The sequence below is a fragment of the Methylopila henanensis genome (genome assembly GCF_042681025.1).
Taxonomy (GTDB): Bacteria; Pseudomonadota; Alphaproteobacteria; order Rhizobiales; family Methylopilaceae; genus Methylopila; species Methylopila henanensis.
The window spans coordinates 126,120-151,668 of sequence record NZ_JBHUER010000010.1 but is presented as its reverse complement, the minus strand read 5'-3'; the positions used below and the strand labels follow the sequence as shown (position 1 = coordinate 151,668).

Annotated in this window: 23 protein-coding genes and 2 tRNA genes; 19 read left to right on the top strand and 6 right to left on the bottom strand. The window is 68.9% G+C overall.

The window, feature by feature from the left end; all coding sequences use genetic code 11:
* The first annotated feature begins 67 nt into the window (after positions 1 to 67).
* Together ACFSCV_RS13795 and ACFSCV_RS13790 are read left to right on the top strand one after the other, a co-directional pair.
* Positions 68 to 2,215, top strand: a complete 2,148-nt coding sequence (locus ACFSCV_RS13795) for a putative bifunctional diguanylate cyclase/phosphodiesterase (protein WP_378800154.1) — start codon at positions 68 to 70, stop codon at positions 2,213 to 2,215.
* A complete protein-coding gene (locus ACFSCV_RS13790) occupies positions 2,212 to 4,791 on the top strand; it encodes a hybrid sensor histidine kinase/response regulator (RefSeq protein ID WP_378800153.1) in 2,580 nt (859 codons plus the stop codon). The genes ACFSCV_RS13795 and ACFSCV_RS13790 overlap by 4 nt, the downstream gene beginning before the upstream one ends.
* Positions 4,792 to 4,819: 28 nt before the next feature.
* On the opposite strand, the gene ACFSCV_RS13785 is transcribed toward ACFSCV_RS13790, so the two are convergent.
* Positions 4,820 to 5,788: a crotonase/enoyl-CoA hydratase family protein gene (locus ACFSCV_RS13785; RefSeq protein WP_378800152.1), complete on the bottom strand. Its 969-nt coding sequence runs from the start codon at positions 5,786 to 5,788 to the stop codon at positions 4,820 to 4,822.
* 582 nt (positions 5,789 to 6,370) lie between these two features.
* On the opposite strand from ACFSCV_RS13785, the gene ACFSCV_RS13780 reads away from it, so the two are divergent.
* Entirely contained in the window at positions 6,371 to 7,414 is a 1,044-nt protein-coding gene (locus ACFSCV_RS13780; RefSeq protein WP_378800151.1) for a phytanoyl-CoA dioxygenase family protein, read from the top strand.
* Between the two features lie 282 nt (positions 7,415 to 7,696).
* On the opposite strand, the gene ACFSCV_RS13775 is transcribed toward ACFSCV_RS13780, so the two are convergent.
* Complete coding sequence (locus ACFSCV_RS13775; RefSeq protein ID WP_378800150.1) at positions 7,697 to 8,116, bottom strand: VOC family protein; 420 nt, start codon at positions 8,114 to 8,116, stop codon at positions 7,697 to 7,699.
* 36 nt (positions 8,117 to 8,152) lie between these two features.
* Between ACFSCV_RS13775 and ACFSCV_RS13770 the strand changes: the two genes are divergently transcribed.
* The 7 genes from ACFSCV_RS13770 to ACFSCV_RS13740 all read left to right on the top strand — a co-directional run bounded on the left by ACFSCV_RS13770 (position 8,153) and on the right by ACFSCV_RS13740 (position 11,206).
* Positions 8,153 to 8,956, top strand: coding sequence for an SIR2 family NAD-dependent protein deacylase (locus tag ACFSCV_RS13770; RefSeq protein WP_378800149.1), 804 nt, complete (start codon positions 8,153 to 8,155; stop codon positions 8,954 to 8,956).
* A 97-nt stretch (positions 8,957 to 9,053) separates the two neighbouring features.
* Positions 9,054 to 9,647: a cold-shock protein gene (locus ACFSCV_RS13765; protein ID WP_378800148.1), complete on the top strand. Its 594-nt coding sequence runs from the start codon at positions 9,054 to 9,056 to the stop codon at positions 9,645 to 9,647.
* Positions 9,648 to 9,692: 45 nt separating this feature from the next.
* Entirely contained in the window at positions 9,693 to 10,166 is a 474-nt protein-coding gene (locus tag ACFSCV_RS13760) for a DUF192 domain-containing protein (RefSeq protein WP_378800147.1), read from the top strand.
* Positions 10,163 to 10,570 (top strand): DUF2177 family protein, encoded by a 408-nt coding sequence (locus ACFSCV_RS13755; RefSeq protein ID WP_378800146.1) that lies wholly within the window; start codon positions 10,163 to 10,165, stop codon positions 10,568 to 10,570. Before ACFSCV_RS13760 ends, ACFSCV_RS13755 begins: the two co-directional genes overlap by 4 nt.
* Positions 10,571 to 10,698: 128 nt before the next feature.
* A tRNA-Pro gene (locus ACFSCV_RS13750) sits at positions 10,699 to 10,775 on the top strand.
* A 27-nt stretch (positions 10,776 to 10,802) separates the two neighbouring features.
* Positions 10,803 to 11,108, top strand: a complete 306-nt coding sequence (locus ACFSCV_RS13745) for an ETC complex I subunit (protein ID WP_378800145.1) — start codon at positions 10,803 to 10,805, stop codon at positions 11,106 to 11,108.
* 21 nt (positions 11,109 to 11,129) lie between these two features.
* Positions 11,130 to 11,206, top strand: a tRNA-Arg gene (locus ACFSCV_RS13740).
* Positions 11,207 to 11,422: 216 nt separating this feature from the next.
* Here ACFSCV_RS13740 and rpsD read toward each other — a convergent pair.
* A complete protein-coding gene (gene rpsD / locus ACFSCV_RS13735) occupies positions 11,423 to 12,040 on the bottom strand; it encodes a 30S ribosomal protein S4 (RefSeq protein ID WP_271198944.1) in 618 nt (205 codons plus the stop codon).
* Positions 12,041 to 12,255: 215 nt separating this feature from the next.
* On the opposite strand from rpsD, the gene ACFSCV_RS13730 reads away from it, so the two are divergent.
* The 6 genes from ACFSCV_RS13730 to ACFSCV_RS13705 all read left to right on the top strand — a co-directional run bounded on the left by ACFSCV_RS13730 (position 12,256) and on the right by ACFSCV_RS13705 (position 18,370).
* Complete coding sequence (locus tag ACFSCV_RS13730) at positions 12,256 to 12,834, top strand: Uma2 family endonuclease (RefSeq protein ID WP_378800144.1); 579 nt, start codon at positions 12,256 to 12,258, stop codon at positions 12,832 to 12,834.
* A 139-nt stretch (positions 12,835 to 12,973) separates the two neighbouring features.
* Positions 12,974 to 14,884, top strand: coding sequence for a DNA primase (gene dnaG, locus ACFSCV_RS13725; RefSeq protein WP_378800143.1), 1,911 nt, complete (start codon positions 12,974 to 12,976; stop codon positions 14,882 to 14,884).
* A gap of 201 nt (positions 14,885 to 15,085) precedes the next feature.
* The gene (gene rpoD, locus ACFSCV_RS13720) at positions 15,086 to 17,074 is read left to right on the top strand and encodes an RNA polymerase sigma factor RpoD (RefSeq protein ID WP_378800142.1); all 1,989 of its coding nucleotides are present in this window, start codon (positions 15,086 to 15,088) and stop codon (positions 17,072 to 17,074) included.
* Positions 17,075 to 17,095: 21 nt separating this feature from the next.
* Positions 17,096 to 17,374: a hypothetical protein gene (locus ACFSCV_RS13715; protein ID WP_378800141.1), complete on the top strand. Its 279-nt coding sequence runs from the start codon at positions 17,096 to 17,098 to the stop codon at positions 17,372 to 17,374.
* A complete protein-coding gene (locus tag ACFSCV_RS13710; RefSeq protein ID WP_378800140.1) occupies positions 17,371 to 17,655 on the top strand; it encodes a type II toxin-antitoxin system RelE/ParE family toxin in 285 nt (94 codons plus the stop codon). The genes ACFSCV_RS13715 and ACFSCV_RS13710 overlap by 4 nt, the downstream gene beginning before the upstream one ends.
* Positions 17,656 to 17,761: 106 nt before the next feature.
* Positions 17,762 to 18,370 carry a YceI family protein gene (locus tag ACFSCV_RS13705; RefSeq protein WP_378800139.1) on the top strand — a complete coding sequence of 203 codons (609 nt, stop codon included), beginning with the start codon at positions 17,762 to 17,764 and terminating at the stop codon, positions 18,368 to 18,370.
* A 47-nt stretch (positions 18,371 to 18,417) separates the two neighbouring features.
* On the opposite strand, the gene ACFSCV_RS13700 is transcribed toward ACFSCV_RS13705, so the two are convergent.
* The gene (locus ACFSCV_RS13700; protein ID WP_378800138.1) at positions 18,418 to 19,761 is read right to left on the bottom strand and encodes a methyl-accepting chemotaxis protein; all 1,344 of its coding nucleotides are present in this window, start codon (positions 19,759 to 19,761) and stop codon (positions 18,418 to 18,420) included.
* 103 nt (positions 19,762 to 19,864) lie between these two features.
* Positions 19,865 to 20,587 (bottom strand): SIMPL domain-containing protein, encoded by a 723-nt coding sequence (locus ACFSCV_RS13695; RefSeq protein WP_378800137.1) that lies wholly within the window; start codon positions 20,585 to 20,587, stop codon positions 19,865 to 19,867.
* Between the two features lie 222 nt (positions 20,588 to 20,809).
* Between ACFSCV_RS13695 and ACFSCV_RS13690 the strand changes: the two genes are divergently transcribed.
* Positions 20,810 to 21,313 carry a YciE/YciF ferroxidase family protein gene (locus ACFSCV_RS13690; RefSeq protein WP_378800136.1) on the top strand — a complete coding sequence of 168 codons (504 nt, stop codon included), beginning with the start codon at positions 20,810 to 20,812 and terminating at the stop codon, positions 21,311 to 21,313.
* 78 nt (positions 21,314 to 21,391) lie between these two features.
* Here the strand turns inward: ACFSCV_RS13690 and ACFSCV_RS13685 are convergent, their stop codons facing one another.
* Entirely contained in the window at positions 21,392 to 21,769 is a 378-nt protein-coding gene (locus tag ACFSCV_RS13685) for a DUF6481 family protein (RefSeq protein WP_378800135.1), read from the bottom strand.
* A 484-nt stretch (positions 21,770 to 22,253) separates the two neighbouring features.
* On the opposite strand from ACFSCV_RS13685, the gene ACFSCV_RS13680 reads away from it, so the two are divergent.
* Together ACFSCV_RS13680 and ACFSCV_RS13675 are read left to right on the top strand one after the other, a co-directional pair.
* Positions 22,254 to 23,447: a glycosyltransferase gene (locus ACFSCV_RS13680; RefSeq protein ID WP_378800134.1), complete on the top strand. Its 1,194-nt coding sequence runs from the start codon at positions 22,254 to 22,256 to the stop codon at positions 23,445 to 23,447.
* Complete coding sequence (locus tag ACFSCV_RS13675) at positions 23,444 to 25,510, top strand: hypothetical protein (protein WP_378800133.1); 2,067 nt, start codon at positions 23,444 to 23,446, stop codon at positions 25,508 to 25,510. The genes ACFSCV_RS13680 and ACFSCV_RS13675 overlap by 4 nt, the downstream gene beginning before the upstream one ends.
* Positions 25,511 to 25,549 lie beyond the last annotated feature (39 nt).

Below are 25,549 nucleotides of genomic sequence, written 5' to 3'. Positions count from 1 at the left end.
CAGCCGGCCCAGCACTAAGCGGCCTGAAACCCTGAACAGCGGTCGGCGGAGGCGGTAGCGGCGGAATATGGCGCTCGTTGTCATTCTGGACGACCGGGTCACGAACCGGAACATCTTCGCGAAGCTCGCCGCGTCGATCGAGCCGGACGTGGAGGTGCGGACGTTCGCAGGGCCCCTGGAAGCGCTCGACTGGCTGTCGGAGAACACGCCCGACCTCGTCGTCACGGACTTCAAGATGCCGGATATGGACGGCGGGGAGTTCACCCGCCGCTTCCGCGAGCTGCCGAACTGCGCGGATGTGCCGGTCGTCGTGCTCACGGTCTATGAGGAGCGCAGCTTCCGCCTGAGCGCGCTCGAAGCCGGCGCCACCGACTTCCTGCAGAGCCCGGTCGACCACCACGAATTCCTGACGCGCGCGCGCAACCTGCTGAAGATGCGTCGCCAGCAGGTGCTGATCGCGAGCCGCGCCATGCAGCTCGAACGCAAGCTCCAGTCGAGCGAGCGTTCGCGCGAGGAGGCGCTGCGCGACAGCTCCGAACGGCTCGGTCAGGTCATCGACACCGTGCCGGCGATGATCAGCGCGATCGACCGATCCGGCCGCTGCATTTTCGTCAACGCCTACCAGGCGCGCATCAAGGGCGTCGAACCGCAGGCGCTGCTCGGCCGCACGGCGGTCGAGATGTTCGGCTCCGAGCACGGCGGCCGCAGCGCGGCGCTCGACCGGCTGATCTTCGAAAGCGGCGCGGCGCTGCCGAGCTTCGAGGAGGAGATCTTCACGCGGGCGGGCGAGCGGCGGCATTTCCTGACGACCAAGGCGCCGCTGCGGGATGGAGCCGGCGAGATCGTGGCGGTGCTGACCACGTCGCTCGACATCAGCGACCGCAAGCGCGCGGAAGGCCATCTCCGGCATCTCGCCCATCACGACGCGCTGACGGACCTGCCGAACCGCGCGCTGCTGCACGAGCGCGTGCGCCACGAGATCGCGCATGCGCGCCGCAACGGCCGCAAGTTCGCCCTGCTGCTGTTCGATCTCGACCGCTTCAAGGGCATCAACGACGTCCTCGGCCACCACATCGGCGACCGCCTGCTGAAGGCGGTGGCCGAACGCCTCCGCGTCACGCTGCGGGAGACCGACACGGCGTCGCGGCTTGGCGGCGACGAGTTCGCGATCCTGCAGTCCGACGTGACCTCGATCGAGGACACGACCGAGCTCGCGCGCCGGGTCCGGGAGGCGCTGAGCGAGCCGTTCCGCCTCGACGGCGAGGAGATCACCACCTCCGCCAGCATCGGCATCGCGATGTTCCCGGACCACGGGTTCGATTTCGACGAGCTGCTGAAGAACGCCGACCTCGCCATGTACCGGGCCAAGGCGAGCGGGCGCGACGGGTACCGCGCCTTCGCGTCCGACATGGACACCAGCGCCCGCGCCGTCACCGTGCTCGAAAGCGATCTCCGCAAGGCGCTCGCGCGCGACGAGTTCGTGCTGCACTACCAGCCGCAGGTGGCGCTGGCGTCGGGCAGCATCGTCGGCGCCGAGGCGCTGGTGCGGTGGCGCCGGGAGAACGGCGACCTCGTTTCGCCGGGCGATTTTCTTCCGCTCGCCGAGGAGTGCGGCCTGATCGCTCCGATCAGCGAATGGGTGCTGAACGAGGCCTGCGCGCAGGCGGCGTCGTGGCCGCAGTCCGGGCTGCCGCCGCTGCGCATTGCGGTCAACCTGTCGGCCAGCCAGTTCCGCCGCCAGAACGTCGAGGAGGTCGTGCTCGCGGCTCTGGCCGCCTCCGGCCTCGATCCGGCCCGGCTCGAGCTGGAGCTGACCGAGACCATCCTTCTGCAGGACACCGAGCGCGTGGTCGCGACCCTGAAAGCGCTTCAGAGCCGCGGCGTGACCTTCTCCATCGACGATTTCGGCACCGGCTATTCGTCGCTCGCCTATGTGAAGAGCTTCCCCGTCGACCGGCTGAAGATCGACAAGTCATTCATCCACAACCTCAAGACCGACGCGAACGACGCCGCGATCGTGCGCGCCATCGTCAACCTCGGCCACAGCCTCGACCTCGACGTCATCGCCGAGGGCGTCGAGAACGCCGCGCAGGTGGCGCATCTCAGGGCCGAAGGATGCGACGAGGTGCAGGGCTTCTACTTCGGCCTGCCGATGCCGGCGCCCGACTTCGTCGACCTCGTCCGGCGCGAGTCGCTGCTCGCGCAGACGGCATGAGACCGCTCACCACGGCCGGCTCGCGGTTCCGGCGGGTGTCCGAACTCGCGGCCGCCGTGCGCCTACGGCTGCGCGAGAGCCCGAACGGCGAGCACGAGATGGCGCTGAACCGTCTCGCGGCGGGCCTGCTGCTGGTCAGCTACTTCACGTTCGCGGACCCCTCGGGGGAGGTGTTTCTTCTCGCCGCGACCTACGGCGCCGGCGGCGTCCTGTTCTTCGGCCATCTGCTGGCGCGGCCACGCAAAGCCGCGATGCGCCAGAAGCTCGCGCGCTTCTTCGACCTCGGCCTTCTGTCCTACTCCATGCATGTGGGCGGCCAGACCACGGCGGTGCTCTATCCGCTGTATCTCTGGATCGTCTTCGGCAACGGCTTCCGCTTCGGGATACCCGCGCTGCGCGTCTCGGCGGCGATCGCGGTCGTGGGCTTCGCGCTCGCCGTGGCGTTCACGCCATACTGGCGGGAGAACTACAGTCTGTCGCTCGGGCTCCTGCTCGCTCTGCTCGTGCTCCCGGCCTATGCGTCGACCCTGATCCGCAAGCTGTCGCAGGCCAAGGTCGCCGCCGAGGAGGCGAGCCGGGCGAAAAGCCTCTTCCTGGCGAGCATGAGCCATGAGCTCCGGACTCCGCTGAACTCCGTCATCGGCATGACCGAGCTGCTGGAGAGCACCGATCTCGACGACGACCAGCGCGACATGGCGCGGACCGCCCGGAACAGCGGGCGGGAGCTTCTTGCGCAGATCGACGAACTGCTGAACTTCAGCCGGATCGAGGCCGGGCGGATGCCGGTCCGCCACGTCGATTTCGATCTGCACGCCGTCCTCGCCGAAGCGCGCGGGCTGCTTACGGCGCAGGCGCGCGCCAAAGGCCTCAGGCTCGGCGTCCACGTCACGCCGCGCACGCCCTACTGGCTGAAGGGCGAAGCCCGGCAGATCAAGGACATCCTCGTCAACCTCGTCGGCAACGCGGTCAAGTTCACGGAAACCGGCGGCGTCGTGGTCGCGGTCGACGCCGTCGTCGCGACCGAGCAGCGTCTGCGTCTGCGCTTCGAGGTGAGCGATACCGGCATCGGCATCGCGGAGGCCGCGCGGAAGCGCATCTTCGAGACCTTCGCCCAAGCCGACGAGACGGTGATCAACACCCATGGCGGCACGGGGCTGGGGCTCGCGATCTGCAAGCAGCTCGTCGAACTGAACGGCGGCGAGATCGATGTGGAGAGCGAAGTCGGGTTCGGGAGCACGTTCTGGTTCGAGCTTGACCTCGAGCGCGGCGCGCCCCTCGCCGGACTGGACGAGCGTCCGCGCTCGCCCGTCATCGCCATGGCGGTCAGCGACGCCCGCGCGCAGGCTCTCGCCGCCGCCGTCGCCGCCGCCGGATGGCCGTCGGAGCCCGCCGTCGGGTTGCGCGAGGCGCTCCGCCTGCTCCGGGCGCGGTCGGTCGAAGAGCGCGGCCCTGCCGCGATCGTCGTGGACGCCGAAGGATCCGAAGTCGACGGTCAGGCGCTGATCGAAGCCCTGCGCGCCGCTCAGAGCGACAACGGTGCGATCGCGCTGATCGATCCGGATCTTGGCGCGGGCTTGCCCAGTCTCGAGATTCGCATGGCCTGCGCGTCCGCGTCCGGGGCGTCGCTCGACCCCGACCAGCTTCGCGCGATGCTTAGGGTCGCGACGGCCAGCGCGCCTGTCGTCCCTGCGGCGCGTCCCGCGCCGGCCGCGATCGCTGGCCTCCGGCGCCTGTCCATCCTCGTCGCCGAAGATAACCGGACGAACCAGAAGGTCATCCGCAAGGTGCTGGAGCGGGCGGGGCATGAGGTCCGGATCGCCGACAACGGCGAACTCGCGCTGGACGCCCTGACCGAGCGCTCGTTCGACCTCGTGCTGATGGACGTCAACATGCCCGTGCTCGACGGGCTGGAGTGCACCAAGCTCTATCGCTTCGCCTCCCTCGGGAAGCCACGGATTCCGATCGTCGCCCTGACCGCGGACGCCACCTCCGACGCGCGCGTGCGCTGCCTCGACGCCGGGATGGACGCGTGCCTCACAAAGCCGATCGAGCCGGCGTATCTGCTCGCCACCATCGACGAACTGGCCGGCGGCGGCCGCGGGGCGGCCACCGAGGCGGCCGAAGGTCAATCGGAGACGCCGGCTGCGGCGGCCGAGGTCGACGACGAGATCGTCGCGAACATCGCGAACCACCCGAGGTACCGGGCGACGCGCGGCGCGGTGGTCGACCGCAGCGCCCTCGACGAGCTTGAGGAACTGGGCGGCCGCGAGTTCGTCGCCGACCTCATCGACGAGTTCATCGGAGACGCCGCCGCCGTCCTGAGCGGGCTGCGCGACGCCGTCGCGCAGCGGCGGGCGGGCGATTTCCGGGAGCACGCGCACGCGCTGCGGAGCGGGGCCGCGAACATCGGCGCGCGCGGCATGTATGAACTCTGTCTCTCCTACCGCAACCTGGACGCCCAGACGCTGGCCGCGACCGGAGCGGAGCACGTGCAGCGCCTGGAGGCCGAGTTCGAGCGGGTCCGCAAGACGCTGCAACACGAACGCGCCAGCCGCACGGGCGACACGCCCCGCTGACGCTCCGCCGGACGCCAAACGCGGCCGTTCAGGCGATCTCCGCCTCGGGGGCGGGGCTTTGGGCGCCTGCCGCGGCCATCCGCCGGTCCTGCGCCGTGACCAGCCGCTGCATCTTTCTGAGATCGGCCGGGTGCAGCTTGAGCGCGGCCTCGACCCAGATGTCGGTGACGTCGCGCAGCTCCTCGTACGGCATCGGGGAGACGCGCGCGCTGGCGCGGAGCATCGCGGTCAGCCCGTTGTGGCGCTTCTGGTTCTGGCGAATGAGCCGGCGCGTGGCGTCAACGCCGTCACCGGGCTCCGCCAGCACCTGGATGAGCCCCATCTCGTAGAGCTCCTCGGCGGTGAAGATTCGCCCGCTCGCGATCATGTTCTCGGCCCGGGCGAGGCCCACGCGTCGGGTGAGCAGGCTCGACGCGCCCATGCCGGGAAACAGGTTGAACAGGATTTCCGGGAACCCGAACTTCACGCCCCGCTCGGCCACGATCATATGGCAGGACAGCGCGGTCTCGAAGCCGCCGCCGAGCGCGTCCCCCTGCACCAGCGCGATCGTAAGGATGGGGTTGCCGAACCCGATCGCGTTGTCGTGGAGGACATGAATGCAGGAATAGGCGTACTCGGTGAGCGCTTCCCTGTCCCGCGCCACGATCCAGCGCGAGAACCGCTCGAGGTCTCCGCCCAGATTGTAGACGCCGGGGATTCGCGACGCCAACACCGCCTGCTTCGGGGCGGGAACGTCGGCGTCGGTCTCGGCGCGCGCGCAATGGGCGCGGATCGTCGCGGTGTAGGAGGCGAGTTCCCCGAGCATGCCGGGCGTGAAGCTCGGAGCGCCCTTCGGGTTCATCCAGCACCAGTACGCGCCGTCCGCGTCGTCGAAGCTGAAATCGATCTCCTCATAGGTCGCCGGAGAGGGCGAGGACGCCGAAGGCTCCGTGGGTCCGAGGCGCGCCGGCGCGCCCCGATGATCCGCGACAGCGCGCGCCTCCCTGGCCGCGAGCAATCGGGCGCGTGCGCGCTCCAATCCAAAAAAAGGCCGATAACCGGACAAACTGATCGGAATTGCCATCTCAGGCCTACAACTGATGGGTGCGCCACCGGACAAGAAAGAGATTAACTCATTATTTACCAATTGATAGGTTCTTCAAGATCGGTCGATGGCGACGATCTTTTGTCGACGTCGCCGGGCGTGCTTCCCGTCTGGATGGGAGCAAGGATATTCGAGTGTGTCATTCTGGGATTGAACTATAAAAGACGTTCAAGTTCCCGCGAGGCGCTAGATCATCCAGCCGCGCGCCGCGCGCCGCGGCGCGATCAGCGGCAGCCGTCGCCGATTTCGCCAGCTTTCGTCTCAGGACGGCGCGCGCGGGCCGCAGGAAAGCGGCGTGAGGCCGTAGAAATACATATCCGTGCAAGCACACGCCTGACGGGCCCGTCCTGCATACTTTGCGCGGCATGCCGTTTAGCTCGATCGGGCGCGGCGCCTCGCCGCATGAGGGCGGTCCGGAAACCGGCGCCGCGGCTCGCCTTGCGCCGCGGCGTCGAACCGGGTTTGTTCGCGCTGACGTGAACGAGGAGACGGCGTATGGCGGCGAAGGGACTGAGATGGCTGCTGGCGCCGTTGTGGGCGGCGCAGATCTTCTCCGGCGCCAAGTCGTTCGCGGACAACGGCGTCCTCGGCAGTGAGCGGTTGAACCGGCGCGGGCTGCACGCCTGGCGCGTCGCGCTGGCGCAGCGCATGGCCGACTCCCGTCGGCGCAGGCTCGAGCATCTGGTGCCGGAGGAGGACCGTGCCGCGTTCTTCCGCGATGGCTTCGTGCTCAAGCGCGACTTCCTGCCGCCGGAGCTGTTTCGCGCCGTCGTCGCGGAGCTCGAGAGCTTCACGGCGCCCGCGCGCGAGATGAAGCAGGGCGACGCCGTCACCCGCCGGATCGCGCTCGATCCCGATGCGCTGAAAGCGCTGCCGGCCTGCGCCGCCATGGCGCGGCTGCCCGCGTTCCAGAACCTGATGCGCTACATCGCGAGCTTCGACGCGGAGCCGATCATCTATGTGCAGACGGTGTTCGCGCAGGTGGATTCGTCCAAAGCCGATCCGCAGACCGCGCTGCACGCCGACTGTTTTCACCCGAGCCTGAAGGCGTGGTTGTTCTTGCACGACGTCGAGGAGGACGCGGGGCCGTTCGTCTACGTGCCGGGCTCGCAGCGGCAGACGCCGCGCCGTCTCGCCTGGGAAAAGCGCATGAGCGTGCTGGCGTCGTCGCTCGACCGCCTGTCCGCGCGGGGCTCGTTCCGCGTGCGGCCGGGCGACCTGAAGCGAATGCGCCTGCCGGAGCCCAAGAAGTTCGCCGTTCCCGCGAACACCCTGGTCGCCGCCGACACCAGCGGCTTCCACGCGCGCGGCGCGAGCGCGCGGCCGTCGGTCCGCGTCGAGATCTGGGCCTATTCCCGCCGCAACCCGTTCCTGCCCTGGGTCGGCCTCGATCCGTGGTCGCTGTCGCTGCTGCGCGGCCGGCAGGCGCCGATCTTCTGGCGGCTGCTGGACGGGCTCGAAAAGCTCGGCCTCGGCCGCAGCCCATGGCGCAAGGCGGGTCGGATCACCGCGGCGAGCCCGGTGCGCAAAGCGCCCTGATAACGCGGGCGTGAGCAGGCCTCGCCACGCTCACGCTTGCTTTCCGCCCCTTCTCCGCCGTAATTTCCACGCACCGGCGCTTCGTTGCGTCGAAAATGGCTTACGGCTTCGCGACGCTCGGCGAGGCCTAGAAAATCGCCACTGTCGATGCGCCGGGGAGCGGGGGCTACCGCGGCGCAGTCCAGGGGCGATAAGGCGAGGCCCGCGACCGGATCCTGATCCGCGATCCGCCGCGGGCCTCACCGCTTTCTCCTCGACGCGCCACGCCAGCGGCGGCGCCGGTCACCAGGCTCCGGTGTTCGGCATCGACGCCCAAGGCTCCGCCTTCGGCAAGGCCGCGCCCTTCTGCAGCAGTTCGATCGAGATGTTGTCCGGCGAGCGCACGAAGGCCATGCGCCCATCGCGGGGCGGCCGGTTGATGGTGACGCCCGCCTTCTGGAGCCTCTCGCACAGCGCGTAGATGTCGTCGACCTCGTAGGCGAGATGGCCGAAGTTGCGGCCTTCCCCATAGGCCTCCGGGTCCCAGTTGTAGGTGAGCTCGACCTGAGCGTCGGGCTGGCCGGGCGGGGCGAGGAAGACGAGGGTGTAGCGCCCCTGTTCGTTCTCCGTGCGCCGCACCTCCTCGAGGCCGAGCTTGCCGCAATAGAAGTCGAGCGAGGCGTCGATGTCCGTCACGCGGACCATGGTGTGCAGATATCGCATGGGCGTTCTCCAGCCGGTCGGTTCCGCGGGGTAGCTATGGACCGGAACGACATCCGCAAGGCCGAGGAGCTGCGCGCGCTGATCGCGACCTCGCGCCAGGCGGTCGCCTTCACCGGGGCTGGCCTGTCGACCGCCTCCGGCATCCCCGACTTCCGTTCGCCCGGCGGGCTCTGGTCGCGCAACCGGCCGATCGCCTTCGACGCCTTCGTCGGCTCGGCCGAGATGCGGCGCGAGGCCTGGCGCCGCAAGTTCGTGATGGACGACGCCACCCGCGGCGCGGAGCCGAACGCCGCCCACCGGGCGATCGCGCGCCTCGTGGCCGACGGCGTGATCGCGCTCGTCGTCACGCAGAACATCGACGATCTGCACCGCCGGTCCGGCGTGCCCGAGCATCGGCTGGTCGAGCTGCACGGCAACGGGACCTACGCCAAGTGCCTGTCGTGCGGCCTCCGGCACGAACTCGACGACATCCGCCGGACCTTCGAGGCGACCGGCGACCCGCCGCCGTGCCGGACCTGCGGCGGGCTGCTGAAAAGCGCGACCATATCGTTCGGCCAGGCGATGCCGCAGGCGGCGATGCGCGCCGCCGAACAGGCGGCGGCGGAGGCGGATCTGTTCCTCGCATTCGGCTCGTCGCTCGTGGTCTATCCGGCCGCCGGCCTTCCGCTGATCGCCAAGCGCGCAGGCGCGACGCTGGCGATCGTCAATCGCGAGCCGACCGACCTCGATCCGTGGGCCGATCTGGTCTTGCGCTGCGATCTGGTTGATCTGCTGCAGCCCTTCGATCCCGTCATTTCGACCGCGTCCGCCTCAGCTTTGCGCGAGGATCGCCTTGATTGAGCCATTTTCTGCTTTCCCCGGCGAAAGCTGATGCTATCGTGTGCCCAGTCGAGTCGAGGCTTCGACGGCGTTCCGGGTGTTTGGGCGGGCGGTTCGTATGAGTGCTGACAGGCCGCGGGGCGTCGCCCCGAACGATCACGAGGGGCCGGGCGTTCTGGCGGACGAAGCGCCGCTCGACCTTTTCGAGGTTTCCGGCGTCATCAAGTGGTTCGACGTCGCCAAGGGCTACGGCTTCATCGTGCCGGACGGCGGCGGCGCGGACATCCTGCTCCACGTCACCTGCATGCGCCGCGACGGTTTCAACACCGCGAACGAGGGCGCGCGCATCGTGTGCGAGGCGCAGCGCCGGCCGAAGGGCGCGCAGGCTTTCCGCGTGCTGTCGATCGACGACAGCACCGCCCGGCACCCCGGCGAGATGCCGCCGGCGCGGACGCACGTGAACGTGACGCCGACGAGCGGGCTCGAGGCGGTCGAGGTCAAGTGGTTCAACCGGCTGCGCGGTTTCGGCTTCCTCACCCGCGGCGACGGCTCCCCGGACATCTTCGTCCATATGGAGACGCTGCGCCGCTACGGCATCATGGAGCTGAAGCCGGGCCAGACGGTCTATGTGCGCTACGGACCCGGCCCCAAGGGGCTGATGGCGGCCGAAGTGCGCGCCGACGAGGTCGGCGGCGGTCCCGCCTCCCATTGATCCGGGCCCATTGACGTCCGGGGGGCGACGCCCGACAACCGGACCATGCCGCTCCCGATCCGCGTTTTCCGCGCCGTCGCCCTCGTCGCCTTGCTCGTCGTCGTCGCGGCGGGCGGGGCCGTCCGCGCCGCGGCCGAGCGACTGACCTTCGAGACCGCGAGCGGATCGCACGCCTTCACCGTCGAGATCGCCGCCACCCCCGAGCAGCGCCAGACCGGGCTGATGTACCGGCGCTCTCTCGCCCCCGAGCACGGCATGCTGTTCGACTTCGGCAAGGTCGAGCCGGTCGCGATGTGGATGAAGAACACCTACGTCTCGCTCGACATGGTGTTCGTGCGCGCCGACGGGGCCGTGCAGCGGATCGCCAAGGGCACGGAGCCGCTCTCGCTCGAGGTGATCGAATCCGGGGGGCCGGTGCGTTTCGTGGTCGAGATCGCCGCCGGCGAGGCCGACCGTATCGGGTTGAAGCCGGGCGACCGGGCGATCCATCCGGTCATCCAACAGAAGGCGTCCCGATGAAGTCCTGGATCGTCGCCTATGTCGCGACTGCGATTGTGTTCTTCGCGCTCGATATGCTGTGGCTCGGGGTGATCGCGCGCGATTTCTACCGCGCCCAGCTTGGCGCGCTGATGCTGGAGCGCCCGAACCTTGTCGCCGCGGGCGCCTTCTACGCGATGTACGTGGTCGGCGTCGTCATCTTCGCGGTCATGCCGTCGCTCGGCGGGTCCTGGGCGGGCGCGTTCCTGTGGGGCGCGCTGTTCGGCGGCTTCTGCTACGCGACCTACGACCTGACGAACTTCGCGACCCTGAAGGGCTGGCCGGTGGCGATGACCTTCGTCGACATCGCCTGGGGTATGTTCCTGACGGGCGTCTCCGCGACCGCCGGCGTTCTCGTCACCCGCGCGGTCGCTGGCGCGCCCTGACCAGAGCTGGCCGGAAGCCGGTCGGGATCCGGCTGAGAAGGGAAGGCGGGACGGCGTGCTTTTCCCTGCTCTGTACCGGTTGCCGGAGAGCGCAGTAAAAGGCTAAAACCCCTCCGAATGGCAGTGTTCGGGGCGTAGCTCAGCCTGGTAGAGCGCCTGCTTTGGGAGCAGGGGGTCGCATGTTCGAATCGTGTCGCCCCGACCAGCGCCTTCACATCTTGGGGACCAGCGGATGACCGCACGCATCTTCAAGCCTGCGCGCAACGCCATGCAGTCCGGCGCCGCCAGAGCCCGGCGCTGGGTGCTGGAGCATGAGCCGGCGGAGGCGCGTCGCGTCGAGCCGCTGATGGGTTGGACGTCCTCCGGCGACACCCGCCAGCAGGTCCGCCTGTACTTCGCGACGCGCGAGGAGGCGGTGGCCTACGCGGAACGCGAGGGGCTGGCCTATCGCGTGCAGGAGCCGAAGCCCGCGACGCCTCGCACGGCCGCCTATTCCGACAACTTCCGGGCCGGCCTGCCCGAGCCCTGGACGCACTGACGACGCCCGAACGCCGCGTCAGGCCCCGTAGCTCAGCTGGATAGAGCACCGGCCTTCTAAGCCGATGGTCGCAGGTTCAAATCCTGCCGGGGTCGCCAGCGCATTCCTGAGACCGCGACCGTGACACGCGCGTTTTCGCGCGGAGTCCGCGATTTTTACGTTGAGCTCGACCACTGGTCGGAATCGTCCGGGCAGGATGGGCGCTCCGTGAGCCGGCACGCATGTGGCGGCGGCCCGACGACGCTTCGCTTCCCAACGAAAAAGGCCGCCCCGAAGGGCGGCCTTTCGTAATTCCGTGGGCCCGGAGGTCCTGATCAGCGCGAGTAGTACTCGACGACCAGGTTTGGCTCCATGTGGACCGGGTAGGGCACCTCGGTCAGAGACGGTACGCGCACATAGCTGGCGGTCATCTTGTTGTGGTCGACCTCGAGGTAGTCCGGCACGTCGCGCTCGCCGGAGGCCGCAGCCTCGATCACGATGGCGAGCTGCTTGGAGCTCTCCTTGACCTCGATCACGTCGCCGACCTTCACGAGGTAGCTCGGGATGTTGACGCGGCGGCCGTTCACCTTGACGTGGCCGTGGTTCACGAACTGGCGCGCGGCGAACACGGTCGGCACGAACTTGGCGCGGTAGACGACCGCGTCGAGGCGGCGCTCCAGCAGGCCGATCAGGTTGGCCGAGGTGTCGCCCTTGAGGCGGGTGGCCTCCGCGTAGACGCGGCGGAACTGCTTCTCGGAGATCGAGCCGTAATAGCCCTTGAGCTTCTGCTTGGCGCGGAGCTGCACGCCGAAGTCGGACAGCTTGCCCTTGCGGCGCTGGCCGTGCTGGCCCGGGCCGTAGTCGCGGCGGTTGACCGGGCTCTTCGGGCGGCCCCAGATGTTCTCGCCGAGACGGCGGTCGATCTTGTACTTAGAAGCGTGTCGCTTCGACATCGCGTCCTCCTTGGACTGAATTGAGGAACGCGCCCTCCTGCTTCCCCGGTGCGGGGACGACAGGCCCGGTCGTCGCGAGTACGCCGGACCACGGGTGCGCAAAACGCCGACGCGGAGCCTCATCGGCCCCGCGCGACGTGGCGGCTCTGTAGAGAAAGACCGCCTGCGTGTCAACGAACTCGCCGGGGACGCCGCCTTGCGGTAGCATGAAATCCATGAACGCGCCCGTCCGAAGCCTCGCCGAAGGCCTGCTGCGTCGCCGCTTCACGGTGGCCGACGTGGTGCGCATGGTGGAGGTCGGGCTGATCGATCCCGACGAGCGGCTGGAGATTCTCGACGGGGAGATCGTGCCGATGTCGCCCAAGGGAAACCGGCACGAGGGGATCAAGGTCGCGCTCAACATGGTCTGGGGCCGCGCCTGCCCGGACACCCACACCGTCGCGCCCGAGACCGGCCTCTATCTCTCGGACCGCACCTATCTCGAGCCCGATTTCGTCGTGTTCCCGCGATCGGTGCGCAAGGCGGACCTGAAGGGGCCCGACGTGCTGCTCGCCGTTGAGGTCGCGGATGCCTCGCTCGACTACGATCTCAACCGCAAGCCGCTGATCTACGCCGCATTCGGCGTGGTCGAGCTGTGGGTGATCGACGCCGCCCGGCGGGAGATCCACCGTTTCGCCGAGCCGGGGCCGGACGGCTACGGCCGGCGCTCCGGCTCCGCGGCGACGGAGCGGCTGCTCCCGGAACGTGCGCCGGCGGCTTTCGCGCTGAGGCTGGACGATCTGCCCGAGGTGTGAGGGCCAGCCCTGCCGCCTCGACGGAAAACACGGCCTGTCCCTTGTGAATAGCGGGCGCCGCGGCGGCTCGCGTTCCGGGCTATTATATAAAGGTCGATCGTTCCGGCTGGACCCGTCGCCTTTCTGAGTCGCTCGCCCCATGCGCTTCACGCCCGCCTTTCTCGACGAGCTTCGCGACCGGGTGCCGGTGTCGGAGATCGTTGGCCAGCGCGTGAAGCTGAAGCGGCAGGGCCGCGAGTACGCCGGGCTCTCGCCGTTCAACGCCGAGAAGACGCCGTCCTTCTTCGTCAACGACCAGAAGGGCTTCTACCACTGCTTCTCCTCGGGCCGGCACGGCGACGTGTTCAAGTTCCTGATGGAGACCGACGGGGTCTCGTTCCCCGAGGCGGTGGAGCGGGTCGCGGAGCTCGCGGGCGTGCCTCTGCCGAAGGAAAGCCCGGAGGAGGCGCGGCGGGCCGAGACGCGGGCCGGCCTCGTCGAGATCATGGAGATGGCCGCGCTCTTCTTCGAGGCGCAGCTTCAGGACCGGGTCGGCGCGGCGGCGCGGGGCTACCTCGCCAGCCGGGCGCTGTCGCCGCAGCTTCAGGCGGCGTTCCGCATGGGCTACGCGCCGAACGACCGTTTCGCGCTGCGCAACCATCTGCGCGCGAAGAACGTGCCCGTCGCCGACATGGTCGAGGCGGGGCTTCTCGTCTCCGGGCCGGACATCGCGGAGCCGTTCGACCGGTTCCGCGACCGCGTCATGTTCCCGATCCAGGACGCGCGCGGCAAGGTGATCGCCTTCGGCGGCCGCGCCATGAGCGCCGACGCGCCGGCGAAGTACCTGAACTCGCCGGAGACGCCGCTGTTCCACAAGGGCGCGACGCTCTTCAACCATCACCGCGCCCGGGTGGCCGCGCATCCCGCCGGAACGGTGATCGCGGTCGAGGGCTATGTGGACGTCATCGCGCTGTCGGGCGCGGGCATCGCCCATGTGGTCGCGACCAACGGCACGGCGTTCACGCCGGAGCAGCTCGAGCTCGCCTGGCGGATGGCGCCGGAGCCGATCCTGTGCTTCGACGGCGACAAGGCCGGGCGGCGCGCGGGTTTCCGGGCGATCGAGACCGCGCTGCCGCTGCTTCAGCCCGGCCGGTCGCTGCGCTTCGCCTTCCTGCCCGAGGGGAGGGACCCCGACGATCTCGTGCGCGCCGAGGGTCGCGCGGCGGTGGAGGCGGTGCTGGCCCGCGCGAGCCCGATGATCGACGTGCTCTGGGCCAAGGAGCTCGAGGCTGGCCCGACCGACACGCCGGAGCGCGCGGCCGCCTTCGAGCATCGGCTGAGGGCGGCGCTCGCCGCGATCCGCGACGAGACGGTGAAGCGCCACTACCAGACGGCGATCCAGTCCCGGCTGCAGGCGTTCGGGCGGCCGGCGCAGCCGTCGCGTCGCGGGCCGGCGGCGGCGCGTCGTCCGGGCGCCGGGGGCCGGTCGCGCGCCGGGGCTTCGCCTGAGCCGGTCCAGATCGCTGCCTCGGCGTCGCTCCGGCAGAGCCCGCTGCTCGGCGCGGCTTCAGGCCGCCTGCCGGCCCGCGAGGTCGCGCTGCTGCTCGCGCCGATCAACCATCCGAGCCTGCTCGACAGCCTCGCGGAGGCCTTCGCCGAGCTCGAACTGTCGACCCGCGACCTGGACCGGCTGCGGCGCGCGACGCTCGACGCCTACGCCCATGGCGCGTCCAACCGCGACGAGATGCGTGAGGCGCTGCGGGCGGCGGACTGCGGAGCGCTGCTCGACCGGGCGGACGCGGCGTTGCTTTCGAGCAACTGGTGGGTGGGCGAAGGCGCCGATCCTGTTGACGCGGCGGTCGCTTGGCGCCATGCGGCTGCCTTGCACAACAAGGTGCGCGCGTTACATAAGGAGCTCCGCTCGGCGGAGCAGGACTTTGGCCGTGATTTCACGGACGACAACTTCCGTCGGATCGTCGAAATTCAGAGGCAACTGTCCGCGGCCGAGGGCTCCGAGGCTTCGATTGAGAATTTTGGCGGCGCGTCCGGCCGGTCGGTCAGGGCGATGTGACGCGAGTTTCGAAGGCCGGGATTACGGCGCGGCGCGACCCTTGATCCGCAAGGGCTAGCGCAGGGTTAACATGGACGTAAAGCGTCGCGGCTTTACCTACATGTCAGGTGATTCGCTGCGGTCGGCGGGTTGACGGCGTGAGCCGCGGCCCGAGATCGGTTGCGTTGCCGGCGGACGCGCCGGCGCGGAGACTGGAAAGATATGGCGACGAAATTGCAGGCGAAAGACGAAGCGGAGACGAGCGCGCCGGAGACCGAAGCCGGTCCCCTGCTCGATCTCAGCGATCAGGCCGTGCGCCGCATGATCAAGGCGGCGAAGAAGCGCGGCTATGTGACCTATGACGAGCTGAACGAGGTCCTGCCCTCGGATCAGAACACGACCGACCAGATCGAAGACATCATGGCGATGCTCAATGACATGGGCATCAACGTGGTCGAGTCGGAGGACGCCGAGGACAAGACCGAGCGCGAGGACGGCGCCGCCGCCGAGGACGACGAGGTCGAGGGCGGCGATCTGGTCGAGACCTCCCGGCCCGCGCCCGTCGCCGTGGTCCAGAAGGCCGAGCCGACCGATCGCACCGACGATCCCGTGCGCATGTATCTGCGGGAGATGGGTTCGGTCGAGCTGCTGTCGCGCGAGGGCGAGATCGCCATCGCCAAGCGCATCGAGGCCGGCCGCGAGGCGATGATCGCGGGGCTCTGCGAGAGCCCGCTGACCTTCCAGGCCATCATCATCTGGCGCGACGAGCTGAACGAGGGGAAGATCCTACTCCGCGAGGTCATCGATCTCGAGGCGACCTACGCCGGGCCGGACGCCAAGAACGGCGCCGCGGCGGGGGAGCAGGACGGCGAGGAGAACGAGGACGGCGAGTCCGAGACGCCCGCCCCCGAGGGCGAGCTCGACGACGACGACATGGAGAACAACGTCTCGCTCTCCGCCATGGAGGCCGAGCTCAAGCCGCGCGTGCTGGAGACGTTCGACGCCGTCGCCGACGACTACAAGAAGCTGCGCCGCCTTCAGGACCAGAACGTCGAGAACCGGCTCCAGAACAAGACGCTCTCGCCGGCCCAGGACCGCAAGTACAAGAAGCTGAAGGACGACATCGTCCTCAACGTGAAGTCGCTGTCGCTGAACCAGCACCGCATCGACGCGCTGGTGGAGCAGCTCTACGACATCAACAAGCGGCTCGTCGCGCTCGAGGGCCGGCTGATGCGGCTCGCCGAGAGCTTCGGCGTCGACCGCATGGACTTCCTGAAGCAGTACCAGGGCTACGAACTCGACCCCAACTGGATCCGCCGCGTCGCCATGCTCGGCACGAAGGGATGGAAGGGCTTCGTCGCGGCCGAGAAGGACCTCGTCAAGGACATCCGCGGCGACATCCATAACCTCGCGACCGAGACCGGCCTGGAGATCCAGGAGTTCCGCCGCATCGTCCAGATGGTGCAGAAGGGCGAGCGCGAGGCCCGTCAGGCCAAGAAGGAGATGGTGGAGGCGAACCTGCGCCTCGTGATCTCCATCGCCAAAAAGTACACGAACCGCGGCCTGCAGTTCCTGGACCTGATCCAGGAGGGCAACATCGGCCTGATGAAGGCCGTGGACAAGTTCGAGTACCGCCGCGGCTACAAGTTCTCGACCTACGCCACCTGGTGGATCCGGCAGGCGATCACCCGTTCGATCGCCGACCAGGCCCGCACCATCCGCATCCCGGTGCACATGATCGAGACGATCAACAAGATCGTCCGCACCTCGCGCCAGATGCTGCACGAGATCGGCCGCGAGCCGACCCCGGAGGAGCTGGCCGAGAAGCTGGCCATGCCGCTGGAGAAGGTGCGCAAGGTCCTGAAGATCGCCAAGGAGCCGATCTCGCTGGAAACCCCGATCGGCGACGAGGAGGATTCCCACCTCGGCGATTTCATCGAGGACAAGAACGCGATCCTGCCGATCGACGCCGCGATCCAGAGCAATCTGCGCGAGACGACGACGCGCGTGCTCGCCTCGCTCACGCCGCGCGAGGAGCGCGTGCTGCGCATGCGCTTCGGCATCGGCATGAACACCGACCACACCCTCGAAGAGGTCGGCCAGCAGTTCTCGGTGACGCGCGAGCGCATCCGCCAGATCGAGGCGAAGGCGCTCAGGAAGCTCAAGCACCCGAGCCGCTCGCGGAAGCTCCGGAGCTTCCTCGACAACTGAGCTTGCGCTAGGCTGAGGCCCATGGAAGGCCGCAGGCGCACGATCGAGGTGGACGAGGACGTGGCCGTCGCGCTGGAAAGGCGCGCGGCCGAAGGAGCGATGTCAGTCAGCGACATGCTCGCCGCCGACTATCTGGCCCCCGACGTCGACGTTTCGCCCGAAGATCTCGCCGAGCTCGAAGAGCGAGCGCGCGAGTGGGAGCGCGATCGGCTGGGCTACGACGCCGATGACGTCGCCGACTGGCTGAGAGCCAGCGTGGTGGGACGGGACGCTCCGTTCCCGAAGCTTCGCAAATATTGAGGGTCGTTGTCTCGCGCGTGGCCCGCGCCGACATCGAGCGCGTCGTCGGTTTCCTGCGGCAGGAAGACCATGCCCTGGCGCTACGGGCCGCAGACCTGATCGCGGAAGCGTTCGTTGGACTTCGAGAGCTGTCCGACCGAGGCGTGGCTGTGAATCGCCGCGGCGACCGTCGCCTCGCCATTCCCTTCGGACGGGCGGCCTATCTGCTCGACTACCGGGTGGAACGGGGGCAGGGGACCGTCACCATCCTTCGTGTCCGCCACAGCCGGCAGGCGAGGTGACGTTTCCCTGTCTGGCGCCCGTGCAAACGAAGGCGTGAACCCCTGCGCCTTCATCTTGGCGGGTGGATGGATCAAGAACGGGGTCGACCTCACAAGGAAGCCGCCCATGAAGCTCCTCTCATCCGCCCTGCTCGCCGCCACGCTGGCGTTCGCCGCCGCGCCCGCTTTCGCACAGGAGGTTCCCGGCAAAGCCGACGTCGCGCGCGTGACGGCCGGGACCTACAAGGTCGATCCGAACCACACCCAGGTCGCCTGGTCGGTGGATCATTTCGGTTTCTCGACGCTGTTCGGCCTGTTCGGCCAGCCGACGGGCTCGCTCACGATCGACCCCAAGGAGCCCGCCAAGGCGACCGTCGAGGTGACCTTCCCGATCTCCGGCCTGTCGGTCACGTCCGACAAGTTCGCGGCGCATCTCGCGGGCGGCGATTTCTTCGACGCCGCGAAGTTCCCTTCGGCGACGTTCAAGTCCCGCAGCGTGACGGTTTCGGGCGAAAAGGCCGTGATCGAGGGCGACCTGACCGTGCGCGGCGTGACGAAGCCGGTGCGGCTCGACGCGTCGTTCCATGGGGCGGGCGTCAATCCGATGAACAAGGCCGAGACGGTCGGCTTTTCCGCGACGGCCAAGATCAAGCGCAGCGATTTCGGCCTCGGCGCCTATGTCCCGGCCGTGTCGGACGACGTCACCGTGACGATCGTCGCCGCGTTCGAGAAGTGAGCTGAAAGCCGTGCGCGGACGCCGAGTCCGCGCACGGCCGGAGGCCGTCAGGCGGCGCGCGCTTGCGCGGCCTTGGTGATGGCGCCGAGCGCGGCTTCGCACTTCTGGAAGGCGTCGGTCGCCGCGTTCCAGTCCTGCGCGCGGATCGCCGACATCATGCGCTCGGCGTCGCGCCGCACGGCGTCGCGGAGACGGCGAAGCTCGGAGAGCGAGCCGTCGTCCTTCGCGAGGTCGAGGCGCGCGCCGAAGCCCGCGGCGTCGACGGTCGCGGGCGCGAGGCCGACCAGGGTCGCGGCGAGCTGGCGGCGCATCGTGGCGGCGTCGGCGGGGATGCGGATGATCTCGTAGGCCGGAATGCCCTTCGCCGCCGCGGCGTCGACGCTCGCGAGCGCGGCCGCTTCCGAGGCGATCAGACGGTTCAGCGCCTCATCGATCTCGCCGCGCGTCTTGCGGGCGGTTTCGGCGATGCGGGTGACGTTCTCGGAAATCTCGTTGGTCGCGGCGCGTTGCTGGCCAAGCACTTCGGCGAGAGCGTTCATGTGATTTGTGATGATCGAGACCCGGTCGCCGACCAGCTCCACCTTGCCGCCGGTGGCGCGGATGCGGGCGTCGCCGGCGGAGACGGCGTCGGCGCTCTCGGTGGTCGCGAGCTTGATCGCTTCGGTCTCCTCCATCAGCGTCGCGATGCGGGCCCGGATCTGCTCCGTCGCCTTCGCGGTCTGGCCGGACAGCGACTTCACCTCGTTCGCGACCACGGCGAAGCCGCGGCCGGCTTCGCCCGCGCGCGCCGCCTCGATGGTGGCGTTCAGCGCCAGCAGGTTGGTCTGGCTCGAGATGGCTTCGATCGTGCCGGCCATCTCCGCGATCTGGCGCACGGCGTCCTCGAGCACGCTCATGCGCATGGCGATGCCCGCGACCCGATCGTGGATCGTCTCCATCGAGCCGGCGGCTTCGCGCATCTCGTCGACGCAGAGCCGGGTCTCGTCGCGCACGGCGAGCGCGTCGTCGGCGCCGGTGCGGCTGGTGGACGAGAGCTCGGCGATGGAGCTTGCGAGCTCCTCCACCGCGCCGGCGATGGTGGAGGTGCTTTCGGCGACCTGGCGGATGTCGTGGGTGACCCAGCCGACGTAGCCGCCGCTGTCGGCGGCGTTGGCGGCGAAGCCGACGATGGCGTCGAGATCACCGCGGCCCCGCCGCGTCAGCTCGGCGGCGAAGGCCTGCAGCGCGGCGCCCAGTTCGCCGTCCGGCCATTCCGACACGGGCGCGCCGCGTTTCATCGAGTCGAGCGCGGAGACGAGCGCCGAGTGATCGATCACGCCGGCGGACGCCGCCGGCGTGAGGTCGGGCGCGGGCTTCGCGGACGTGACGAACCGACCAAAACCGAACGACATCGAACAGGATCCTCGCAGCTTATCGTTGGGCGCTTCGCCTTGCGGCCGCGCCATGCGCGAGAATGCTCCTGACCTCGTTAACGCGTCGTCACCCCGCCCGTGGTCAGCGCGCGATCGACCACCGCACGCTGACCACCGCGCGCAGCTCCTGTTCGCCGCGGGCGATCGGGGTGCTTTGCGCGGAATCCATCGCCTTGGCGCGCATGAACACGGGCGCAGGAGGCGCGGCTTCGGGCGACCCGCGCTCTTCGACCGTGAGCGGCTCGCCCAGCGTCACCTGAAGCCCTTCGGCGTAAAGCTCCGCCTTGCGTCGGGCGTCCTTGACGGCGGCGCGGCGGGCTTCGTCGAGACGCTTGTCCTTGTCGCTGACGTCAAAGGCGAGCCCTTCGATCTGGTTCGAACCGGATTCGACCAGCGAATCGAGCAGTCCGCCGAGCGCGTCGAGATCGCGGGCGCGGATCGTCACGGTGTTGCGCACCTCGTAGCCCGACAGCTTCGGCGCGCGGTTCTCGCCGTAGTCGTACTGGGGCTGCACGGAGACGCCCGACGTCCCGACGTCGCGATCCTCGATCTTGGCGGCCTTCAGGGCCGCGATCACCTTCGTCATCGCGGCGGCGTTGGCCTTCAGCGCCGCCGCCGCGGTCGGGGCGCGGGTGACGACGCCGCTCGTCACGACGGCGAGGTCGGGGGCGACGGAGACCGAGCCTTCGCCCGTCACGCTGATCGTCGCGGGCCGCGCGTGCGGGCCGTGCGCCGGTTCGGCGCGCGCGGCTCCTGCTGCGACGGCGGCTGCGATGGCGGCGGCGAAAAGGCTGGCGGCGCGCATGTGAAGCTCCTGTCCGCGGATCACTGTTCCGGAATCGCGCGCGCCCGCGGTTCGGCGCGCGCCTCATCCATGCCGTCGATTGCGGCGGGGCCGCGGCGACGCTGCCGATGGAGGCCGCATCCCGCAAAAGTTCGGAACATCTCCGCTGCTGGCGTGTTGTCACAGTGAGGTTCGGCCGCTGCGGCGGTTCGAACGTACGGACAACAAAGCAGGAGGCGCAAGATGGGCCTGTTCTCGAAGGACATCAAAACCATGGACGACCTTTTCGTCCATCAGCTCCGCGACGTGTATTACGCCGAACAGCAGATTCTGGCGTCGTTGCCGAAAATGATCGAGAAGGCGACCAGCCCAACCTTGAAGCAGGGGCTCGAAAGCCACCGACGCGAGACCGAGACGCATGTGGAGCGCCTGAAGCAGGTGTTTGAGATGCACGGCGCCGAGGCGAAGGCGATCAAGTGCCCGGCCATCAACGGCATCATCGAAGAGGCCGACGACATCGTCGGCGACGTGGACGACAAGCAGGTGTTGGATGCGGCGATCATCGCCGCCGCCCAGGCGGTCGAGCATTACGAGATCGCCCGCTACGGAACCCTGATCGCCTGGGCGAAGGAGCTCGGCCGGGCCGACTGCGCGGCCGTGCTCGAGCAGACTCTCCGCGAGGAGAAGGCCGCCGACGACAAGCTCAACGCCGTCGCGCTCGGCGAGATCAACCGCAAGGCCGCCTGAGGCCGGCGATCCCGCCCCGAAATGAAGAAAGCCCGCCGTGAGGCGGGCTTTCGCGTGTTTCAGCAGTGACGCGCGGTATTACGCGCGGCGGGCGCTCTTGCGCGCAGGATAGCCGGCGCCGCGCGCCATATCCGCGAGCGCCCGGGCCGCCATGGCGGTGGACGAATTCCTGAAGCGAGCGGCTTCCTCTTCGGCCTTGGCGGCGCGGATGCGCTCCTCCTCGGCCCGCTTCGCAGCTTCCTCGGCCGCGACGCGGCGCTCTTCCTCGAGCACCTTCTGCCGCGCGGCCTCCTTGATGCGCTCGCGCTCGGCGCGGGCTTCGAGGATGGCCTTGCGCTCGGCGGCGCGCTTTGCCGCCGCTGGATCGTCCGCCGCCGAACGGAACTTGGCTAGAAGCTGCTTCTTCGCCTCGAGGGAGCTGTTGCGGCGGGTCTCGAGGCTGTCGTCGTTCGGCATGTGGCGAAAGGACCTTCTGGATTGTCTGTGGTGAGCAGGGAGATAGGGGCTGCGGAGCGAAAGCACAATTGCAAAGCGCGATGGTGTGAACCGCGACAGGCGCGCAGCGGCCCCGCTGTGGCGCGGCGGCCTCGCTTTCGAGGCGTCCGACCCAGCCGCGGCGGAGCCTCCGGAGCCGCCCCGGCCAGACGGCCCCGCCGCGGAAGGGTCTTCGGCGCGGCCCGGCGCCAGATGCGCGCGGCCTCACGTCGCTTGCTCTACCTTCGCGACGCCGTGTATCAACAATGAGTTCCGGTGCCGGTGGTGATCGGACGACACCCAAATTGGTTTCATCACGCATCGGACGTATCGATATTTGTGGCTTACTTGCGGCATGGTTGAATCTGCTGCCCGCAGCTTGCGCCAGCGCAGTCGACGGAATTTTGGGGGGCGGATCGGACGTGAGTAACTCGTCTTCGGCCGGAAACCGAATTCGCGGGGGCGAATGAGAATCCTCCTCGCCAACTCTTTGTTTCCCGACCTCGGCATCGGCGGATCGGAACAGTCCACCTACTACCTCGCGCGCGGGTTGCAGCAACTCGGGCACGAGGTCTGGGTCTTCAGCCAGAACGTCCACGACGAGACGATCGTGGAGGACAAGGACGGCGTTCACGTCATCCGCGTCCAGACCAAGCGCGGCAGCGAGCCCAACGTCTACGCCGAGCCGCACTATCAGCGCCTCGCCGCCGCGACGCAGAAGGCCTATCCGCTCGACAAGCAGCTCGCCGAGACGCTCAAACAGTTTCGCCCCGATGTGGTGAACACGGCGGTGATGGGCCGCGTCACCTCGCTGTGGAGCGTGATCAAGAAGAGCGGCGCCACCTGCGTCCACACGCTGCGCAGCTACACCGCGCTCTGCCACCGGCGGATGATCATCGAGCACGACCCGTGCCTGAGGCAGTGCCGCGACTGCGCAGCGACCCGCGTCGCCGGCCGCGAGCGCTCGAACGTGGTCGACGGCGTCGTCGGCATCAGCTCGCACATCCTCAAGATCCACCTGCGCTCCGGCTGGTTCCGCGACACGCCCCAGCGCAACGTCATCGCCAACAGCTACGAGATGGCGGAGGGCGTCGAGGCGTCGCAGGCCGGTTTCGCGAAGCCCTACGAGTTCGGCTACATCGGCCGCCTGCATCACACCAAGGGCGTGGAGCTGTTCCTCGAAGCGCTGGCCACGCTCAGGGCCGAGACCGGACGTCCGCACCCCGCGCTCATCGCGGGCTCGGGCGAGCCGGGCTTCGAGTGGAAGCTGCGGAACCGCTACGAGGACGAACACACCCGTTTCGTCGGCTACGTGACGCCGGCCGAGTTCTTCGAGCAGACGCGCTACTGCGTCGTGCCGTCGATCTGGTTCGAGCCCTTCGGCCGCATCTTCATCGAGAGCCTGCACCATGGCGTCCCCGTGATCGGGTCGAGCCGCGGCGGCGGCTCCGAGATCATTCGCGAGGGTCGGACGGGCTGGCTGTTCGACCCGACCGTGCCCTCGCTCACCGACGCGCTGCGCCGCGGCAGCGAGGTCGACGCGGCCGGATACGGGGCGCTGCGCCGGGAGGCGATGGCGAGCGCGGAGGACTATAGCGTGCTCGCCATCGCCCGGCAGTACGAACGGTTCTATCTCGCGGCGCGCGAGACCGCGCGATGACCGCGACCCTGATCATCCTGACGTCGCCGCTGCAGGCCACCCACGCCGAGCAGTACCTCGCCTATGCGCGGATCGACCCCGACCAGTGCTGGGTCGCCTTCGTGAAGAGTCGGCTTGAAAGCGACAACGACCGCACCCGCGCCATCCTCCGACGCATCGGCTTCGAGCGCGTGCGCGAGTTCGAGCCGCTGGTGCGCGCCGGCATCCCGCCCTTCACGAAGGACGGCAAGGAGCACGCGCTCGCGATCCGCGAGTTCGCCGACTTCGACAGCCGCCGGTCGTTCCGGGATCGGGTGAACCAGTATTTCGCCGGGCTGGACGTCGCGTTCGACCGTGTCGTGCTCGGCGACTACCGTCCCGTCTCCTACCGGCAGTTCCTGGCGCATGTGGACCTGAACAAGGCCGAATGCGTGCTGCTGGACGACGGCTCGGTCTCGCAGGCCGTCATGGGGTTTCGCGAAAACAAGAAGAACGCGAAGGAGGTGTTCCGCGCGTCTCCGTTCAAGGGGACGGCGCTGCGGGCGACCGATCCGCTGTCCTATCCCGATCCCTCCCAGCTCACCTATTTCACCATCTATCGCGGACGCCTCGCCGACGGCGACACGATCGTCCCGAACGATCACTACGACCGCTTCCTGGAGGGCGGCGAGCCGACGCTGCTGGACGAGCTCTGGATCGCCGGCTGCAGCCATGTCGAGAACGACATCGCGAGCGAGGAGCGGTATCTTGAGCTCTGCATCGCCGCCCGGAAGCTCGCGCCCGAGCTGCGCTGCGTCTACCTGCCCCATCGCCGCGAGGACCCGGTCAAGGTCCGCAAGATGGGCTTCATCGTCGGCGCGCAGATCCGCGAGACCGACGGCATCGAATCCGCGATCGCCCGCGACAGGATCGCGCCCCGCATCCTCGTCTCGTTCGGCTCCACGGTGCTCGACACGGTGTCGCGCATGGTCGGGACGCTGACCTCCTGCGTGCTCGTCGCGCCGCCGCCGGCCTATTTCCTCGGGCCGCGCCGCGAGCACATCGAGGAGGTCGTCCGCGCCAACGTGCGGGACAACAAGCATGTGGTCGGCCTGTTCGGCGACGACAGGGCCGCCTCCGGGCGCTGGAAGGCGGCCGCGATCGTCCGGCCGTCGGGCGAGCCCACCGGAAGCGCGCCTCCGGGCGAGACCAGCGCGCTGTCGGGAGCCGCCGCTCAGAACCTTGAAAATCTCGAGGCGCAGCCCGAGCCCGACGGAGGCGTCCTGCTGCTCGAGTCCGGCGGACACGGCCTGCACCGCTTCCAGATCGCCGACGTCAGCCTCGCTTCGGGCGAGCAGGCCCTGCGGGCGTTCCGCATCGCCGGCGAGGGCCGGTCGGACATCCGTCTGCGCATCGTCTCGGAGCTCGACCGCAACATCTATGCGGAATGCGATCTCAACCTCGACCTGTCGAACTCGGCCGAAGCCCTGAAGGACGGCGTCCGGGCGCTCGCGTCGGTCAGGGTCGACGAGCAGCGCCGCGCGGTCGTGACCGTCGTGTTCTCGGCCGAACGCGCCGGACGCTATCTGATCCAGATCATCCACCGGCCGAGCGGGACCGCGAAGTCGTCCTTCATGCTGGGAAACACGGACATCGGCGTCTCGCTGCCGCCGCAGGTCGAGCAGGTCGGGGAGACGGTCCGGCTCGACGGCGACGCCGTCCTGCAGGTCGCGACCGGCGACGCCCTGGTCGGCGTCCTGCGCGTCACGGCCGGCGGCGAGCCTTTCGACGTGGCGCTCAGCGCGGCCCCGAAGCCGGAGACGGCCGCGCCGTTCGCGGGATCGGCCTCATGGGCGCTGCTCAATCACGCCGCGGGCGGGCCGGAGGAGATTCTTTCGCGCGCGACGCCCGTGCTCGTGCGCCGCGAGCCGGAGCGGCTGGTGCTGAGCACCTGGGTCGACGCGATCGACATTCCGCTTGGCGTGGCCGACGTCGAGGTGGCCGTCTCGGCGGTCGATCCCTATTCTGGCGAACGCCGGATCGTGGAGGTCGCGCACGGCCCGCAGGCGGAGAACGCGGCGGCCTGCTACGCCGTGGCCTACTGAAAGAAAAAGGGCGCGGGGCCGAAGCCGCCGCGCCTTTCC